At 61.4% G+C, this 15168-nt stretch carries 15 protein-coding genes; 7 read left to right on the plus strand and 8 right to left on the minus strand.

Features of this window, described 5'->3' with window-relative positions:
• Positions 1-23: 23 nt before the first annotated feature.
• On the minus strand, positions 24-488 hold the full coding sequence (locus B0G57_RS06910; RefSeq protein ID WP_102606932.1) for a PaaI family thioesterase: 465 nt from the start codon (positions 486-488) through the stop codon (positions 24-26).
• 112 nt (positions 489-600) lie between these two features.
• On the opposite strand from B0G57_RS06910, the gene B0G57_RS06915 reads away from it, so the two are divergent.
• Positions 601-1752 carry an NADH:flavin oxidoreductase gene (locus B0G57_RS06915; RefSeq protein WP_102606933.1) on the plus strand — a complete coding sequence of 384 codons (1152 nt, stop codon included), beginning with the start codon at positions 601-603 and terminating at the stop codon, positions 1750-1752.
• Positions 1753-1816: 64 nt separating this feature from the next.
• On the opposite strand, the gene B0G57_RS06920 is transcribed toward B0G57_RS06915, so the two are convergent.
• Genes B0G57_RS06920 through B0G57_RS06930 form a run of 3 tightly spaced genes read right to left on the minus strand, consistent with a single transcriptional unit; the run spans position 1817 to position 4567 of the window.
• The gene (locus B0G57_RS06920; protein ID WP_102606934.1) at positions 1817-2512 is read right to left on the minus strand and encodes an SDR family NAD(P)-dependent oxidoreductase; all 696 of its coding nucleotides are present in this window, start codon (positions 2510-2512) and stop codon (positions 1817-1819) included.
• Positions 2513-2570: 58 nt separating this feature from the next.
• Positions 2571-3365, minus strand: coding sequence for an enoyl-CoA hydratase/isomerase family protein (locus B0G57_RS06925; RefSeq protein WP_102606935.1), 795 nt, complete (start codon positions 3363-3365; stop codon positions 2571-2573).
• Between the two features lie 5 nt (positions 3366-3370).
• Positions 3371-4567, minus strand: a complete 1197-nt coding sequence (locus B0G57_RS06930; RefSeq protein ID WP_102606936.1) for an amidohydrolase family protein — start codon at positions 4565-4567, stop codon at positions 3371-3373.
• A 236-nt stretch (positions 4568-4803) separates the two neighbouring features.
• Here B0G57_RS06930 and B0G57_RS06935 point away from each other — a divergent pair, with 236 nt between their 5' ends.
• The gene (locus tag B0G57_RS06935; protein ID WP_223258636.1) at positions 4804-6225 is read left to right on the plus strand and encodes an MFS transporter; all 1422 of its coding nucleotides are present in this window, start codon (positions 4804-4806) and stop codon (positions 6223-6225) included.
• Between the two features lie 111 nt (positions 6226-6336).
• Here B0G57_RS06935 and B0G57_RS06940 read toward each other — a convergent pair whose 3' ends face one another.
• Positions 6337-7131 carry an IclR family transcriptional regulator gene (locus B0G57_RS06940; protein WP_102607102.1) on the minus strand — a complete coding sequence of 265 codons (795 nt, stop codon included), beginning with the start codon at positions 7129-7131 and terminating at the stop codon, positions 6337-6339.
• A 247-nt stretch (positions 7132-7378) separates the two neighbouring features.
• Between B0G57_RS06940 and B0G57_RS06945 the strand changes: the two genes are divergently transcribed.
• Positions 7379-8143: an SDR family NAD(P)-dependent oxidoreductase gene (locus tag B0G57_RS06945; protein WP_102606937.1), complete on the plus strand. Its 765-nt coding sequence runs from the start codon at positions 7379-7381 to the stop codon at positions 8141-8143.
• Between the two features lie 168 nt (positions 8144-8311).
• Here B0G57_RS06945 and B0G57_RS06950 read toward each other — a convergent pair whose 3' ends face one another.
• The 3 genes from B0G57_RS06950 to B0G57_RS06960 form a co-directional block, all read right to left on the minus strand.
• The gene (locus tag B0G57_RS06950) at positions 8312-8512 is read right to left on the minus strand and encodes a hypothetical protein (protein WP_104489569.1); all 201 of its coding nucleotides are present in this window, start codon (positions 8510-8512) and stop codon (positions 8312-8314) included.
• 76 nt (positions 8513-8588) lie between these two features.
• The gene (locus tag B0G57_RS06955) at positions 8589-9830 is read right to left on the minus strand and encodes a CaiB/BaiF CoA transferase family protein (RefSeq protein ID WP_102606939.1); all 1242 of its coding nucleotides are present in this window, start codon (positions 9828-9830) and stop codon (positions 8589-8591) included.
• Positions 9831-9876: 46 nt separating this feature from the next.
• A complete protein-coding gene (locus tag B0G57_RS06960) occupies positions 9877-10671 on the minus strand; it encodes a crotonase/enoyl-CoA hydratase family protein (protein ID WP_102606940.1) in 795 nt (264 codons plus the stop codon).
• Between the two features lie 218 nt (positions 10672-10889).
• Between B0G57_RS06960 and B0G57_RS06965 the strand changes: the two genes are divergently transcribed.
• Genes B0G57_RS06965 through B0G57_RS06980 form a run of 4 tightly spaced genes read left to right on the plus strand, consistent with a single transcriptional unit; the run spans position 10890 to position 15164 of the window.
• Positions 10890-11666: an enoyl-CoA hydratase gene (locus tag B0G57_RS06965; protein ID WP_102606941.1), complete on the plus strand. Its 777-nt coding sequence runs from the start codon at positions 10890-10892 to the stop codon at positions 11664-11666.
• A 45-nt stretch (positions 11667-11711) separates the two neighbouring features.
• Positions 11712-12698 (plus strand): NAD(P)H-dependent flavin oxidoreductase, encoded by a 987-nt coding sequence (locus B0G57_RS06970; protein WP_102606942.1) that lies wholly within the window; start codon positions 11712-11714, stop codon positions 12696-12698.
• A complete protein-coding gene (locus B0G57_RS06975; protein ID WP_102606943.1) occupies positions 12695-13882 on the plus strand; it encodes a CaiB/BaiF CoA transferase family protein in 1188 nt (395 codons plus the stop codon). Before B0G57_RS06970 ends, B0G57_RS06975 begins: the two co-directional genes overlap by 4 nt.
• A 13-nt stretch (positions 13883-13895) precedes the next feature.
• Positions 13896-15164 carry an acetyl-CoA hydrolase/transferase family protein gene (locus B0G57_RS06980; RefSeq protein WP_102606944.1) on the plus strand — a complete coding sequence of 423 codons (1269 nt, stop codon included), beginning with the start codon at positions 13896-13898 and terminating at the stop codon, positions 15162-15164.
• The last annotated feature ends 4 nt before the right edge of the window (positions 15165-15168 follow it).

Consider the following 15168-nt stretch of genomic DNA (forward strand, 5'->3'; position numbering starts at 1 on the left):
TTCGCTCGCACCCCGTCGACCGACTAGCCTTCAACCTCGCCCATGACCTGAAATTGTCCTGATGCCTGGGCGATGCACTTGGCGTTCGCCCAGATCCGGCAGTCCGAAAAGATGACGCGTTTTCCCGAACGGAGGACGTCGATATGGGCCTCTATCCAGTCACCCGGCTCCGCGTTCCCCATAAAGTTGACCGTCAAGCCCGTCGTCAGCACCTTCACCGCCGGCTGGCGTGAATACTTGCTCGCCCAAGTAATGGCCGTGTCCGCCAGCATGCAAATCGCCCCGCCGTGCATCATCTGGCCGAGGTTACGATGTGCTTCCCGCACGTGCATGCCGACGGCGTACCCGCGCTCGGTCTTGCGAAAGTACGTAGGGCCGAACATCTGGTGATACGGCCCAAACGCCGGCATCAGCGTGAAGCCGTGCGGAATCGCCCTTTCGTCGTCCTGCTCGGCGCCAGCCGCCGCCAGTGCATCTGTCTGCTCCAATGCAATCCTCCTCTTCGGCGCCGCAAGTCACACAGCGCCAAAACTCCTTTTTCGTTGATAGAACATAGCGTATCATTATCCGCACAACAGTCAACTATATGAACCGATAGAAATGGATGCCAGCCCGCTTTTTGCCCCGCTCACGGTTCGAGGCGTTACGCTCGCCAACCGTATCGTGATGTCACCCATGACCCGCGGCTTCTCGCCGAACGGACTGCCCGGCGATGACGTGGCCGCTTACTACCAGCGGCGCGCGCAGGGCGAGACCGGGCTCATCATCACGGAAGGTGTCGGCATCGATCATCCGGCTGCGCTTGGAGAAGCCGGTCTCGGCGAGAATTCGATTCCGGTGTTGGCCTGCGAGGCGTCGGTGGCGGCCTGGCGACGCGTGACAGACGCGGTACATGCGAGCGGCGGCGTCATCTTTCCGCAGTTGTGGCATATGGGGCCGATGAAAGAGGCGAATACGGGCCCCGTTCCCGAGGCTCTCCCGCTGCGTCCCTCGGGCGTATGGGGACCGGCCGGACGCGCGACATCGCTGGACGCAGGCTACATGGAGCGGGTCATGCCGCCAACGCGTCCGATGACCGACGCGGAAATCGCCGACGTCATCGCCGCTTATGGGCGAAGCGCGCGCTATGCGCGCGCCGCCGGATTCGATGGCATCGCTATTCATGGAGGCCACGGCTATTTGATCGATGCCTTCTTGTGGGCCGAAACCAATCAGCGTGCGGACGAGTGGGGTAAAGACCTTGCGGCGCGCAGCCGCTTCGCCGCCGAAGTCGTCCGTGAAATCCGAACGAGCATCGGCGACACCATGCCGGTCACCTTCCGCTTTTCGCAGTGGAAACAGCAGGACTTCCGCGCGCGTCTCGCCAACGATCCGCAGGAGCTCGAGCAGATCCTCACACCGCTCGCGGACGCGGGTGTCGATATCTTCGAGGCGAGCACGCGTTATTTCAATCGCGCGGAATTCCCGGGCTCGGAGATGAACCTCGCCGGCTGGGTGAAAAAGGTCACGGGCAAGTTTTCGATGGCCGTAGGAGGAATCGGCATCAACAAGGGGTACTACGATTCGATGGCCGGCGCGGATACGGTTGCGCAAGCCGATCTGACGCCTCTCGTCGAGCGCTTCGCGCGCAATGAATTCGATCTTGTCGGCGTCGGACGCTCGCTCCTGCACGATCCGAACTGGGCGCGGCGTGCGCGCCTTGGCGAGCCTTTTCTCGGATTCAACACGGATTCGCTTGCTCGCCTGACCTGATGTTTGGCTTAGCAGTTGACGCCCTCGTAGCAGGCGTCAACCGCGGCCGGCTACGCACGCTTTCTTACATGCGTCCTGTGACCGGAATCAGCGCACCGGTCACTCCCGATGCGGCGCCAGACGCGAGAAAGAGAATCACATTGGCGATTTCTTCGGGCCGCACCCAGCGCGAAAAATCTGCGTCGGGCATGTCCTTGCGGTTTTGCGGCGTATCGATGATGCCGGGCAGAATCGCGTTGACTGTAATGGAACGGCCCTTCAGCTCTTCGGCCAGTGCCTCTGTCAAACGCATGACGCCGGATTTCGAGGCCGCATAGGCGCCCATGCCTGCGCCTGCTTTGAGCGCGGCGCCAGCGCCGATATTGATGATGCGCCCACCCTCCGCGCTACCGGCAAAATAATCGAGCGCAGCTTTCGATGCCGTCGCCGCCGTGCGCACGTTCATTTGGTACATCAGATCCCATGTGTCGAGGCTGCCGTCCGCCAGCGTTTCCCAGCGAAAGCCCCCCGCCACATTGACGATCGCATCCAGCTTGCCGATCTGATCGACCGCCGCCGATATAGCGGATCGCGCCGCCTCGAGATCGGTCAGCTCGACGCCGCCACGCCACCACGCGGCTTGCAGCTGCGCCGCGCTCGCGTTTTCTGGCGCGGGAGCCTTGTCGATCAGCGCGACCTTCCAGCCATTCTCGGCAAACGCGCGACCCACAGCGCGTCCCAATGTGCCGAATCCACCGGTCACCACCACTACCCGTTGCATATGCAATCACTCCCTTGCCCTGCGCCGCCGCCCTGCCCGCATAGAGCATAAAAGAACGTCAACGTCCCTTGAACACCGGCTCTCGTTTCTCGCGAAACGCGTTGACCGCCTCTTGATGGTCTTCGGTCAAATTCGAGAGCGCCTCGTAGGCAATCGACGCATCGAGAATGGAATGTGCCAGCTGCTTCAGCCCGATGTTGATCGACGCCTTTGTCCATTGAATAGCACGGGCGGCACCGTTCGCCAGACGCTTGGCCATCGCATCGACGACCGCATCGAGCTCATCGGCCGGCACTGCATGATTGATCAGTCCGAATCGCGCCGCTTCGCCTGCGCTGAGCAGATCGCCGGTCAAGAGGTACTCCTTGGCCTTGGCGTAACCCACGAGCTGCGGCCAGATCACCGCGCCGCCATCGCCCGCCACGAAGCCGACTTTCACGTGAGGATCGCCGATCTTCGCGTGATCGGCGGCATAGCTCAAATCCGAGAATAGCGCGATCGTCGCGCCGAGGCCGATCGCATGTCCGTTGATCTTCGCGATGACCGGCTTCGGACAATCGAGCATCGAGAAGACGATTTTCTTCGCACGCTGCATGCCTTCGAGAAACAGCGCCGGATTGTCGATGACATGCTGCATATGCTCGATGTCGCCGCCCGCGCTGAAGGCGCGCCCGGCACCCGTCAACACAACGACACGAGTCTCGGCATCCTCGGCCACATCGAGGAAAAGCCGCGACATCTCGATGTCCATCTGCTCGTCGAACGCGTTCAGCGTTTCCGGGCGGTTGAGCGTGACGGTCAGGATGCCGCCGTCGCGTTTAAGCAATAACGCCTTATAGTCGGAAATATCCATATCGGTTACACGTGCAGCGGAATGAATCGGCGACCGTTGTCGTACATGATCTTGCGCGTGTCTTCTTCGGATAGCGAGCCACACGCCTCCGACGCGAAGTCCTTCGGCTCAGGCACCCCTTCCGCGTGCGGATAGTCGGAGCCCATCAACAGAAAGTCCGAGGAACCCGTCTGAGCGATGATCTGGGCGATGTCGTCCTCCGGATAGGCGACCACGAAAACATTCTCCTTGAAGATCTGGCTGGGGCGCGTCTTCAGCTGTCCGCACGGCCAGTAGCCATTCTTCGCCATCCCCCGGCACTTGTCCATTTTCACGAGCATCGAAGGGACCCATTCGGCGCCGTTTTCGGCACTGCACAACTTGACGCGCGGGAAACGCTCGAAGAAGTTGTAGAAGATGAACGACGACAGTGTTTCGATCACCGGACGCTCACCGTAACCGTGCATCCAGACGAATGCCGTCTGACGCTGGCGTGACTGCTGCACCGGCTCCCCCCAAACCGCCATGTGGTCCTTCATGTAGATCGCTTCCGACACATGGAAGGTGACACGCACACCCGCTTCGTTGAGGATCGACCAGAACGGATCGAAGTAAGGATCCGCAGGCGCACGGCCATTGAATGGGCCCATCGGCATCAGGACCACGCGCACGCCGTTCGCGACGAGCCACTTGGCTTCCGCAACGGCCGCATCGAGATCGTCGAGCGTGACGACCGGCGTCGTGTAAATGCGGTCCTTGTAGTTGAAGCCCCAGTCTTCCAGCATCCAACGGTTGTACGCATGGAGGACTGCATTCGCCGCAACGGGCTCATTCAAGTACGAAATGCAGGCGACCATCTCACCGATGTACATCGTGCAAGCCTCGACGCCGAATTCGTCCATCTTCGTGAGGCGCGCGTCGCGATTGAACATGTCCGGCGTGGGGGGAACGCGCATATCGACGTTGTCCTTGCCGTCTTTCATCGCGCGCAGCCATTCGTGCAGCTTGCCGGGCGGCGGCACATGCCCCTCTGCCGACGTGTAGCCCTCGCTGATTTCCACCTTGCGCTCGCCGACATACATGCAGCGGTTGCCGTCTGCCGTGGTGCGGCTGGTAAAGGACCAGTCTTTCTTGAACTGCTCGGGCAAGTAGCGGCTGAACGCGTCCTCCACTTCGTAGAAGTGCGTGTCGGCATCGTAGATCTTCCCTTGATACGGTTGCATGAAGCGTCTCCTGGTTGTGGGGAGCGCTGCCAAACGTGCGCCCTTGAGAGAAGTATCGGCGCAAGGTCTCGACCGAAAAACTCTCATATCGAAGTCAAAAGTGGCGATATCGATTCGATATCGATCCGCGCATCGTGTCTAACCTTAGCATGCCAGTATGGGTGACACCGGTAGACAATGCGAACGTTGTTCGTATATAAGCATAGTTGAAGCGATACATGCAACCGGAGACGTGTATGCAAGCCGAAGCACTGGCACAAGCACATAGAACGCAACGGCTGGCCGTGCCGCCGCGCGGTTTCATGATAGCGATACTGCTGGCCGCTGTGGCAGCCTCGTCGGGCATCACCGTCATCTACACCGTGCTGGTGACGCTTTACAAGGCTTTCCCCGCGTCCGATTCCGTGAGCTGGACCGTCACAGCGTACTGGCTCGGCTCAGCCGGCTTTGCCGCGGTGAGCGGCCGCTTGGGCGACCTGCTCGGCTATCGGCGCATCCTGCTCCTGGTGATGACGATTGCGTCAGCGGGCGCCGTCGTCGCCGCGTGCGCAACCGATGTCGCCATGCTTATCGCGGGGTGCGCGATGCAATCGGTCGCGGCGGGGATCACGCCGCTTTCCATCGGACTCGTGCGCGAGAACCTGCCGCCCGGCAGGGTGCCGGCCGCCGTGGGCGTGATCAGTGCGGCAGGAATGGTATCGGCGGGGCTGATCTACATCTGCGCCGGCGTCGTCGTGGATCGCTATTCGTGGCAAGGCGGCTTCTGGTTCAAGGTAGCGCTTTGCCTGGTGGCGGTTGCTGCCGTGCGCCTGTGGACTCCGCCTTCGCCGAAGCGCCTCAGCGCACGGATCGATTACTTGCGCGGCCTCGCTTTTGCGCCCGCGCTCTGCGCCATCCTGTTCGCGGTGCAGCAGAGCCGTGTATGGGGGCTGGGCGATGCGCGTCTATGGGGCTTAATCGGTGTGGGGATCGTCGTGCTCGTCCTGTGGGCACGGCACCAGCACGAGGCGGCGCATCCGCTTATCAATGTACGCCTGCTCAAGGCGCGTCAGATCGTATTGGCCAATGCATGCATGGCATTCGTCGCCGCGGGGGGCATGCAATTAGGGCAGGTTTTCTCCCTGCTCGCTCAGCAACCGGCGGGAACGCACACCGGATTCGGACTGAGCGCAACGGCCGCCGGCTTGCTGATGTTCAGCGTCAACATTGTCTCGCTCGTCGCGAGCCCTTGGAGCGGCCGCGTAGCCGCCCGGTACCAGGCCCGCAGCGCCGCCTTGATCGGCATGGCCATCCTGGTCGTTGCCTGGGCCTCGCTGATCGTGCTTCATCGACGTCTGCCCCTTTTCGTTCCGGGCGCGGCGCTGTGCTCGTTCGGTCTCGCTTTCGCCAGCACGGCGCTGTACAACCAGATCGTCGAGGCGGCGCCTGCCCATCAGACCGGCGAGGCAACGGGCATGCTCTACGTGTTCTTCTCGTGCTTCTTCGCCGTGGGCGCTCAAGCGGTCTTTTCGCTGCTGCGCAGCGCGTCGGCAAAATACGACGGTGGATGGTTTGCCGCCGATAGTGGCTATGTTTCAGTGTTTGCCTATATTGCGTGCAGCTCGATTGCCGGACTGCTGATTGCTTACACGCTGCCGAAACGCCGCGCCCAGTTATAAGCATTGCGACCGATCCGTTGCACGCGGGCGTAGTGCATTTTCAGCTGGGACGCAGGGCCTCCCCTACAGCAACGCGCCTCTCTTCACTCCGCAGGGGATCTTCGTACCTGATCACTCCTCGTCGGCTTCGCCCTGCGCGGATGCCCGCTTGGCCACCCGGATCATTTGTTCCTCGAGTTGCGTGCGTTCGCGATCAAAGCGCTCGAGCGGTGCACCGATGGCCATCGCCGCGATCACATTCCCGTTCGGCCCGAAAACCGGCGACGACACGCCTGCCGAATCCGGCAGCAACTCGCCTCGGCTTACCGACAGGCCGGTTTCGCGGATGTGATCGAGCTCGTCGCGCAACGCCTTCTTCGTCGCGACCGTTTGCGGCGTGCGGCGCTCGAGCTTGACCGTCCTCATGTAGTCCGAGACGAAAGCTTCCGGCGCATGGGCCAGCAGCACGCGCCCCGCGGCCGTGCAATAGAGCGGACGGCGCAAGCCCACGTGCATCGAATAACGAACGGACTGCTCGCTTTCGATCACGTCGACGTAGGTGATCTCTTTGTGCTCGACGTCGAGGACACCGATATACACCGTTTCATTGGTGCTCTTCGAGAGATCCACCAGGTACGGGCGCAGCAGCTTCGAGAAGTTCCATGCCGCCATGACGCCCGCCGAGAGCCGGAAGATGGATGGCCCGAGGCGATAGCGGCCTGAGTCATGTATCAAATACCCTTCCGCCACGAGTGGCCTCAGCAGGTTGAGCAGACTGCTCTTCGGCGACTCGAGGGCGACATTCAGTTCTGCCAGCGACATGCCGTCGGGAGACTTCGCCAGCACGTCGAAAATCCCGAGGAGTCGCGTCAGCGAGCGCGGCCCGCTGACATCCCGGTCCGCCGGCGCTGAGATCTCTTTCAACATGATTTTCCCCATGAATGGATGGTATCGATTATACGGGAACTATTCACATAGTTTTACAACGATCATAAGCTCGCACATCGCCACGCCCTCCGGATTCGGGAATACGCTAGGGGCGCGCTTGATCTCAATTGAGCTATAGTTGAACGACGTTCATTTTATGGAATGCAGGAGCATGCGTTCCGCAACCGTCAGCGCGTTGCGCTGACGCATCCCATAGCGTCATCAACCCTTCCACCTGGGACCATTCATGCATACGAAAAAGCTGGCGGAAAAGGTCGTCATCGTGACCGGAGGCGGGCAAGGCGTCGGCCTCGGCGTCGCGAGAGCATTGGCAGACGACGGCGCGAATCTCGTTTTGACCGGCCGCACGGAGGCCAAGCTCACTCGGGCGGCTGACGAACTGCGCGACCTCGGTGCGCAAGTGCTCGTCGTACCGGGCGATACACGTAATCGTGCGGACGCCGTTCGGACAGTCGAGCTTACCGTCGAGCGGTTCGACCGTGTCGACGCGCTCGTCAACAATGCGCAAAGCAGCAGCCCCGGTGTACCGCTCGAATCCGTCACCGACGAAGACTGGCGCACCACGCTCGAATCCGGCCTCTACGGCACGTTGTATTTCATGCAAGCCGTATTGCCGCGGATGAAGTTGCAAGGCCGCGGCGCCATTATCAACTTCGCTTCGCGCACCGGTATCGAAGGTTTGAAGGGCTTTGGCGCGTACGCCGCGGCCAAGGAGGGCATTCGAGGCCTCTCGCGTGTCGCCGCTCGCGAATGGGGCGCTCATGGCATTACTGTCAACGTCATTTGCCCGGCAGCCCTCACGCCTGCCGCCGATGCCTACCTGGAAGCCAATCCGCAAGAGCGAACCCGCTATCTGTCCGAAATTGCGCTGGGCCGGTTTGGTGATCCGCAGCGCGATATTGGTCGAGCTGTTGCATTCTTGTGTAGTGAGGACGCTAATTTCATCACGGGGCAGACTATCAGCGTCGACGGCGGACAGTCAATGCTCTAGCGTTAGTTTTTTGAACGCGGTGCAAAATATGAAACGACTAGTTGCATTTGTCAGAATGCGCGTATGCATTGAATGAAAACTAATCGTTGCATCAATGGGAGTCGAAGCCGACGTGCCGCGTTGCGCGAGTTGCGCGACGCCCTATTTGGGCTTGCGCCCGGACTCCGGTCAGATCGGCTCGAACTCCGGCAAATGCCAGTCCATCCAATCGAAGCTTGCATTGTTCGCGGCCCACGCCCAGTTCATAGGAGGAAGTTTCGTGGGGGCGCGGGAACCCTGTCCTTCATGCACGTTTTGCCAATGTGAATTGGCGGCGGCGACTTCGTGATTCTCACTCACACTGATATTCTCCGGTTCCTGATTGTCCACTCGCATTCCTTACTGAGAGTCACGGCACATAAATGGGCGGATCCGCAAGGAATCCCCCGCGTTGGACTTCCCTCAACTACAGAACCTTTTTCTCGCGCAGGCTATCGATGTCAGATTCCGACATTCCTAGCAGGTCGCGCAGCACGTCGTTCGTATGCTGTCCCAGCATCGGCGGCGGCGCATAGGAATCGATTGGGGTGCCCGACATCTTGACCGGATTGGCAACCATGCGAACGGGCTCGTCAGTGAGCGGATGCGCAACTTCGACGCACATGGCGCGCGCCTGCACATGCGGATCGGCAAACACCTGTTGTAGATCGTTGATCGGGCCAGCCGGAACCCCGGCGGCGTCGAGCGCCCGGAGCAGTTCATCGCTCTGCCATTTGGCGATCAGCGGCTCGAACACCTCGCCAAGTGCGCGACGATTCTTTACGCGCAGCGCTATCTCGCTGAATCGCGGATCGCTTGCAAGCTCGGGATGCCCGAGGACATTGCACATCCGAGCGTATTGCTCATTGTTGCCGGCAACGATCATGATGTCGCGATCGGCACAGCGGAACATGCGAGACGGCATGCCACCGTTGCCTTCCGTGCCGCGCCGGATCGGGATTTCCCCCGAAACGAGATACTGACTCGCATAGTGTGAGGTGGCGGCGATCATCGAATCGAGCAACGCCAGGTCGATGTACTGCCCCTCTCCACTACCGCCTTGCGCCGCGTCGCGATGATAAAGCGCAGCGATGATGGCCGACGCCGCATACTGACCGCACAAGATGTCTGCAAGGCTAGGCCCCGTTTTCATGGGGCCGCCCCCCGGCACGTCGTCGCTGTTTCCGGTGATGCTCATCAGGCCGCCCATCGCCTGGAAAATCGAGTCATAGCCTGGCCGGGGGCTGTAGGGTCCGGTCTGCCCGAATCCCGTAATCGAGCAGTAAATCAGGCGCGGATTGACAAGCTTGAGGCTCTCGTAATCGAGACCATAGCGCTTCAAATCACCGACCTTGTAGTTTTCGAGCAGCACATCGCACTGCGCGACCAGCGAGCGGATCAGGGCTTGACCATCGGACGTGGAGATATCGCACGTGATCGATTTCTTGCCGCGGTTCGCGCTGATGAAAAACGTCGACTCACGCGTGACGCTTCCCTCTCGATCCATGAGAAACGGGGGCCCGAATTGTCGGGAATCGTCCCCTTTGCCCGGCCGCTCGACCTTGATGACCTCTGCGCCGAGATCAGCGAGCATCTGCGCGCCCCAAGGCCCCGCGAGAATACGGCTCAAGTCGAGTACGCGAACCCCCGCCAACGCGCCTTTTGTCATATCGAATCACCCTTGAATTCAAACCGGCCGCGCTGGCCGCCACGCGTTAGCGCCCAACGAACTTCGCCGTACGCTTTTCGATGAAAGACTGAACGCCTTCCTTCGCATCTTCCGTGTTGTAGAGAAACTGCTGGGTCGACTGAATCTTTGCATAGGCCTCCTGCCAGCCCTGTCCCAGCGAAATGCGTGCGTTGTTCATCGTAGCCTGCACGGCCAGAGGCGCCTGCGCCGCGATTCGCTCCGCGATAGCGAGCGCTCGCTCGAACTCTTGACCGGCAGGGACGACGTCTTGCACGAAGTTCATGTGTCGCGCTTCTTCCGCCGTAAATTCGTCTCCGGTCAGCAGCACCTTCATTGCGTTGCCCCATCCGGCACGCTGGACCATTCGGAATGTCGCACCACAACCTGCCATGATCCCCCGCTTCACTTCAAGCTGGGAGAAACGGCAGTTGTCCGCCGCCACGGCCACCTCCGAAGCGAGCATCAATTCCACGGCGACGGTAAAGCAGATTCCTTTGAGTGCGACAACGACTGGCTTGGTGCGCAGCGGCGCACGCAGGTTGAACGGATCGACCTCGCCCTCCGGAAGCAAGGGTTTCCCCTCGCGGCGCAACGGGGCAATCTTGGGCATATCCAGTCCTGCCGTGAAATGATCGCCCTCTGCGTAGACCAGACCGCAGAAAAGATCCGCACTCTTCTCGAGCTGCGTGTACGCCCTTGCCAGCTCACTGAACATCTTCGGGGTGAAACCGTTGCGTTTTTCCGGCCGGTCGATTCCCATCAGGAGCAGGTTCCCGCGCTGTTCAACGCGAATCTGTCCGTCTTCGTGACGAGTCGTCATGCACTGTCTCCTCGCGGTGTTTTCCGTTAGCAATCCGACTTCAGGCTGGATTTGACAAAGCCGGACCATCCATTCAGAATGATAAACGTCGTTCAGTTAATTGGCAACTTGCACCGTGGCGTTCGCAGCGTGAACGGCACACCGCAGCGGCATCGGTTGCGTGCGATGCCGCCCCGCATGCCGGCTCGAGTGCTCACCCTGATCCGCGAGGAAAGACCATGGCGTATGAGACGATCATCGTCGAAATTCACGGCAAGACCGGCTTGATCAAGCTGAATCGTCCGCAAGCCTACAACGCGTTGAACAATCAGCTGATGGACGAGCTGACGGCCGCACTCGACGGCTTCGAATCCGATCCTGCCATCGGCGCGATCGTGCTGACCGGCAGCGAAAAAGCGTTTGCCGCCGGCGCCGACATCAAGATGATGAACGAATGGACGTACATGGACGTCTTCAAGAATCAGTTCATCACATCAAACTGGGAACGCACGTCGCGTTGCCGCAAGCCGGTCATCGCGGCTGTCGCGGGGCTTGCGCTCGGCGGGGGCTGCGAACTCGCCATGATGTGCGACTTCATTCTCGCTGCCGATAACGCCCGCTTCGCCCTGCCGGAAATCACGCTCGCGACCATTCCGGGCGCGGGCGGGACGCAGCGTCTCACGCGCGCGCTCGGCAAGTCGAAAGCGATGGAGATGATCCTCACCGGCCGCAAGATGGACGCTGTCGAAGCGGAACGATGCGGACTCGTGAGCCGCGTCGTGCCCGTCGATGCGCTCGTCGAAGAAGCGCTCAAGTCTGCCGACGAGATCGCGCGATTCTCTCAGCCAGTCGTCGCCATGGCGAAAGAGTGTGTGAACCGCGCGTACGAGTCGAGCCTCGCCGAGGGCATCCTGTTCGAGCGGCGCATGGCGTACTCGACGTTCGCGACCGAGGACCGCAAGGAAGGCATGGCGGCCTTCGCCGAAAAACGCAAACCGCAGTTTCGCGATTGCTGAAGGTTCTTCTGGCACCCCCACTGTTTACCCCGGATAAAAAGCGCGATGAAACCTCATGTCAATCGCATTACCGAATTGCTCGGCATTCAATATCCCATCATTCAAGGCGGCATGCGCTGGGTGGCGCGGGCCGAACTGGCGGCGGCGGTTGGCAATGCAGGCGGTCTGGGTTTCGTCTCCGCCCACACTCATGCGACTGCCGATGCGCTGGCGCGTGAAATCGACAAGGTGCGCTCACTCACGGACAAGCCTTTCGGCGTCAATCTGACCGTGCTCGGCGCCAACGCCGGCCTCGACTATGACGGCTATGTTCGTACGATAGTGTCCCAGGATGTTCAGGTCGTGGAGACCGCCGGCAGCAACCCCGCGAAATACATCGCCGAGTTCAAAGCCCACAATATCAAGGTCGTTCACAAGTGCGTCACCGTGCGCCATGCGGTAAAGGCCGAATCGCTGGGCGCGGATGCCGTCAGCATCGACGGCTTTGAGTGCGCCGGCCACCCGGGCGAAGACGATATCCCGGGTTTGATCCTGATCCCTGCCGCTGCCGACAAGCTGAAAGTGCCCATCCTTGCTTCCGGCGGTTTCGCCGACGGGCGAGGACTCATGGCGGCCCTGGCGCTCGGCGCCGAAGGCATCAACATGGGCACGCGCTTTATGCTCACCCAGGAATCCCCGGTTCATCCCGCGATCAAGCAGCGTCTTCTTGAAGCAACCGAGCGCGATACGGTGCTGGTTGGCCGGTCGATCGGCGATTCGAGCCGTGTGGTCAAAAACAGCGTCAGCCTCGCCGCACTCGAACTGGAACGCGGTGGCAAGGCCACGCCTGCGGACCTCTACGCGCTGACTGGAGCACGCCGCTGGATGGACGCGTTCGCCAGCGGCGCAACCGAAGGCGGCGCCTTCCCTGCCGGCATCGTGACCGGCCTCATTCACGATCTGCCGACCTGTGCGGAATTGATCGGCCGCATCGTGAACGAAGCGGTGGCCATCGCGCAACGGCCGCTCGGCTTCAGCGCTTCTCTCTCGTGAAACTGACAGGTCTTCGCGTCGTCGACCTGTCGCAGTTCATGCCAGGTCCGTTCCTCGCCGCCCATCTCGCGGAACACGGGGCGCAAGTGATCAAGATCGAGCCGCTCACGGGCGACCCGACGCGCGGCGCACCCGGCTCGGATGGCGCGTTCTTCGCGGCGATCAACCGGGGCAAGCACAGCATTGCCCTGGACCTGAAGCATCCGGAAGGGCGCGGAATCGCGTTGAAGCTGATGAACGAAGCCGACGTCGTCATTGAATCGTCGAGGCCGGGCGTGGCTGCCCGCCTCGGAATCGACTATGAGACGGTGAGCCGGACGAATCCGCGGCTCGTCTATTGCGCGATGACCGCATTCGGACAAACGGGACCGCTTGCCTCGCTGCCTGCCCACGATCCGGTGATTCAATCGCTGGCAGGAACGCTGCCGCGCGATAGCCGAGGAACGCCCATTACCAGCGGGCCGTCGCTCGCAGCGCTGGCCGGTTCGTTGACGGCGCTATCAGCCGTATTGATGGCACTGCTGCGCGCAAGGGAAACGGGACGCGGCGACTATATCGACGTCTCGCTTTTCGATGCAGCGCTCACTGCCCAGCCGTATCTGAGCGGTCGCTTGCTCAACGCATCGGGCGCTCAATCGCACGAGGAGAGCGCGGGCGACAGCGGTCTCGCGTTGCTCGGCGCGTATGAGACCGCCGATTCGAAATGGCTCTGCCTCGGCGGTCGGGAACGGGCTTTCGCCACGAACCTGCTCACGCCGCTTGGCCGTGCCGATCTCATTGACGACGCCATCGGCCCGGCCGGCGAAGGTCAACTACGCGTGCGCGCGTTCCTGACCGAAACGTTTTTGACCCGTACGCTCGACGAATGGCTTACCTGGTTCGATGGCCGTCACATCAGCGTCGCGCCGGTACTCTCGCTCGCCGACGCGCTCGCTCATCCCCACGCCCACGAACGCCGGATGATTCAGACCGATCCATCAGGACGCGCTCATGTGGCGAACCCAATTCATTTCCGCAGGGAGCCCGGGTCGACGCCGCTCTCGGTTCCGCGACTGGGGGAGCACACGGAAGTCGTGCTGCGGGGCATCGGGTACAGCAAAGAACGAATCGCAGGGCTCTTCTCATCAGGCGTCGTGCACGGGCAATTCGACCAAGCCGAACCCATTGCGCAAACTACCATTTGAGCCCGCCCACACCATGCCCTTAATGCTAGAAGCGGATGCCATCGACTTTGCATCGGTCATTCGTCCGGGCGATACCGTTGCATGGGGTCAATGGAACGCCGAGCCGCTTCCGCTTACGCGAAAGCTGCTCGAGCAGCGCCACGACATCGGGCCGTTCCGAGTCTTCCTCGGCGCCGCCACTCACGATACCTGCCGCCCCGAACACGCCGACTGCATTGATTTCGTTTCTTACTGCGGCACCGGCGCGAACCGCGCGCTTGCCAAGGCGGGCGCGCTCGATATCCTCCCGTGCCATTACTCGCAGTTTCCGCAGATGATGGACTCGGGCCAGTTTCCCATCGACGTCCTGCTGCTTCAACTCGCCCCGCCCGATGCGCAAGGCCGCTATAGCCTATCGATCGCACATGAGTATCTGATTCCGGCGATCGAGCGCGCGCGCGCCATCATTGCGGAAGTCAACGAGCAAGCGCCTTGGACTTATGGCGAGCGCTATCTTCGCGACGAAGATATCGACTTCATCCTTCCCACGTCGCGAGCCCTGACCGGGAGTCCGCCCGGCACAGCGGGCGAAACAGATTTGGCCATCGCGCGTCACGTGGCCGGCCTCATTGAAGACGGCGCCACCCTCCAGCTCGGCCTCGGCGCCATTCCAGAGGCGATTCTGGACTGCCTCACCGATCGCCGGGACCTGGGCATTCATTCGGGGACGATCGGCGATAAAGTCGCCGATCTTATGGAAAGCGGCGTCATCAACAATGCACGCAAAACCGTCGATACGGGCAAAACCGTTGCAGGGGTGATGATGGGCAGCCGCCGCATTCACGACTTCGCGCACCGCAACGACGCCATCCAATTTCGTTCGACGCGCTACACGCACGACGCGAACGTGCTCGCGAGCATCGATCGCTTCGTCGCCATCAACTCGGCGGTGGAAGTCGACCTTAGCGGGCAGATCAATGCGGAAATCGCGGGCGGCATGTATGTGGGCGCGGTGGGCGGGGCACTGGATTTTCTTCGCGGCGCTCGGCGCTCTCACGGTGGCCTTCCTATCATCGCGCTGCCGTCGACAGCGGGCAAGGGTGCAAGTCGAATCGTCTCCTCGCTGAGCGGCCCCGTCAGCACGCCGCGCAGCGACGCCGGCATCATCGTGACCGAATACGGCGTTGCCGATCTGCGCGGACTGACGCTGCGGCAGCGGCGCGAACGCATGCTCGCCATCGCGCACCCCGATTACCGCCGCGCTCTCGAAGAAGACACGGGCGCCGCTACGCGCAACGTATGAAAGG

This window comes from Trinickia symbiotica, from assembly GCF_002934455.1.
Classification (GTDB): Bacteria; Pseudomonadota; Gammaproteobacteria; order Burkholderiales; family Burkholderiaceae; genus Trinickia; species Trinickia symbiotica.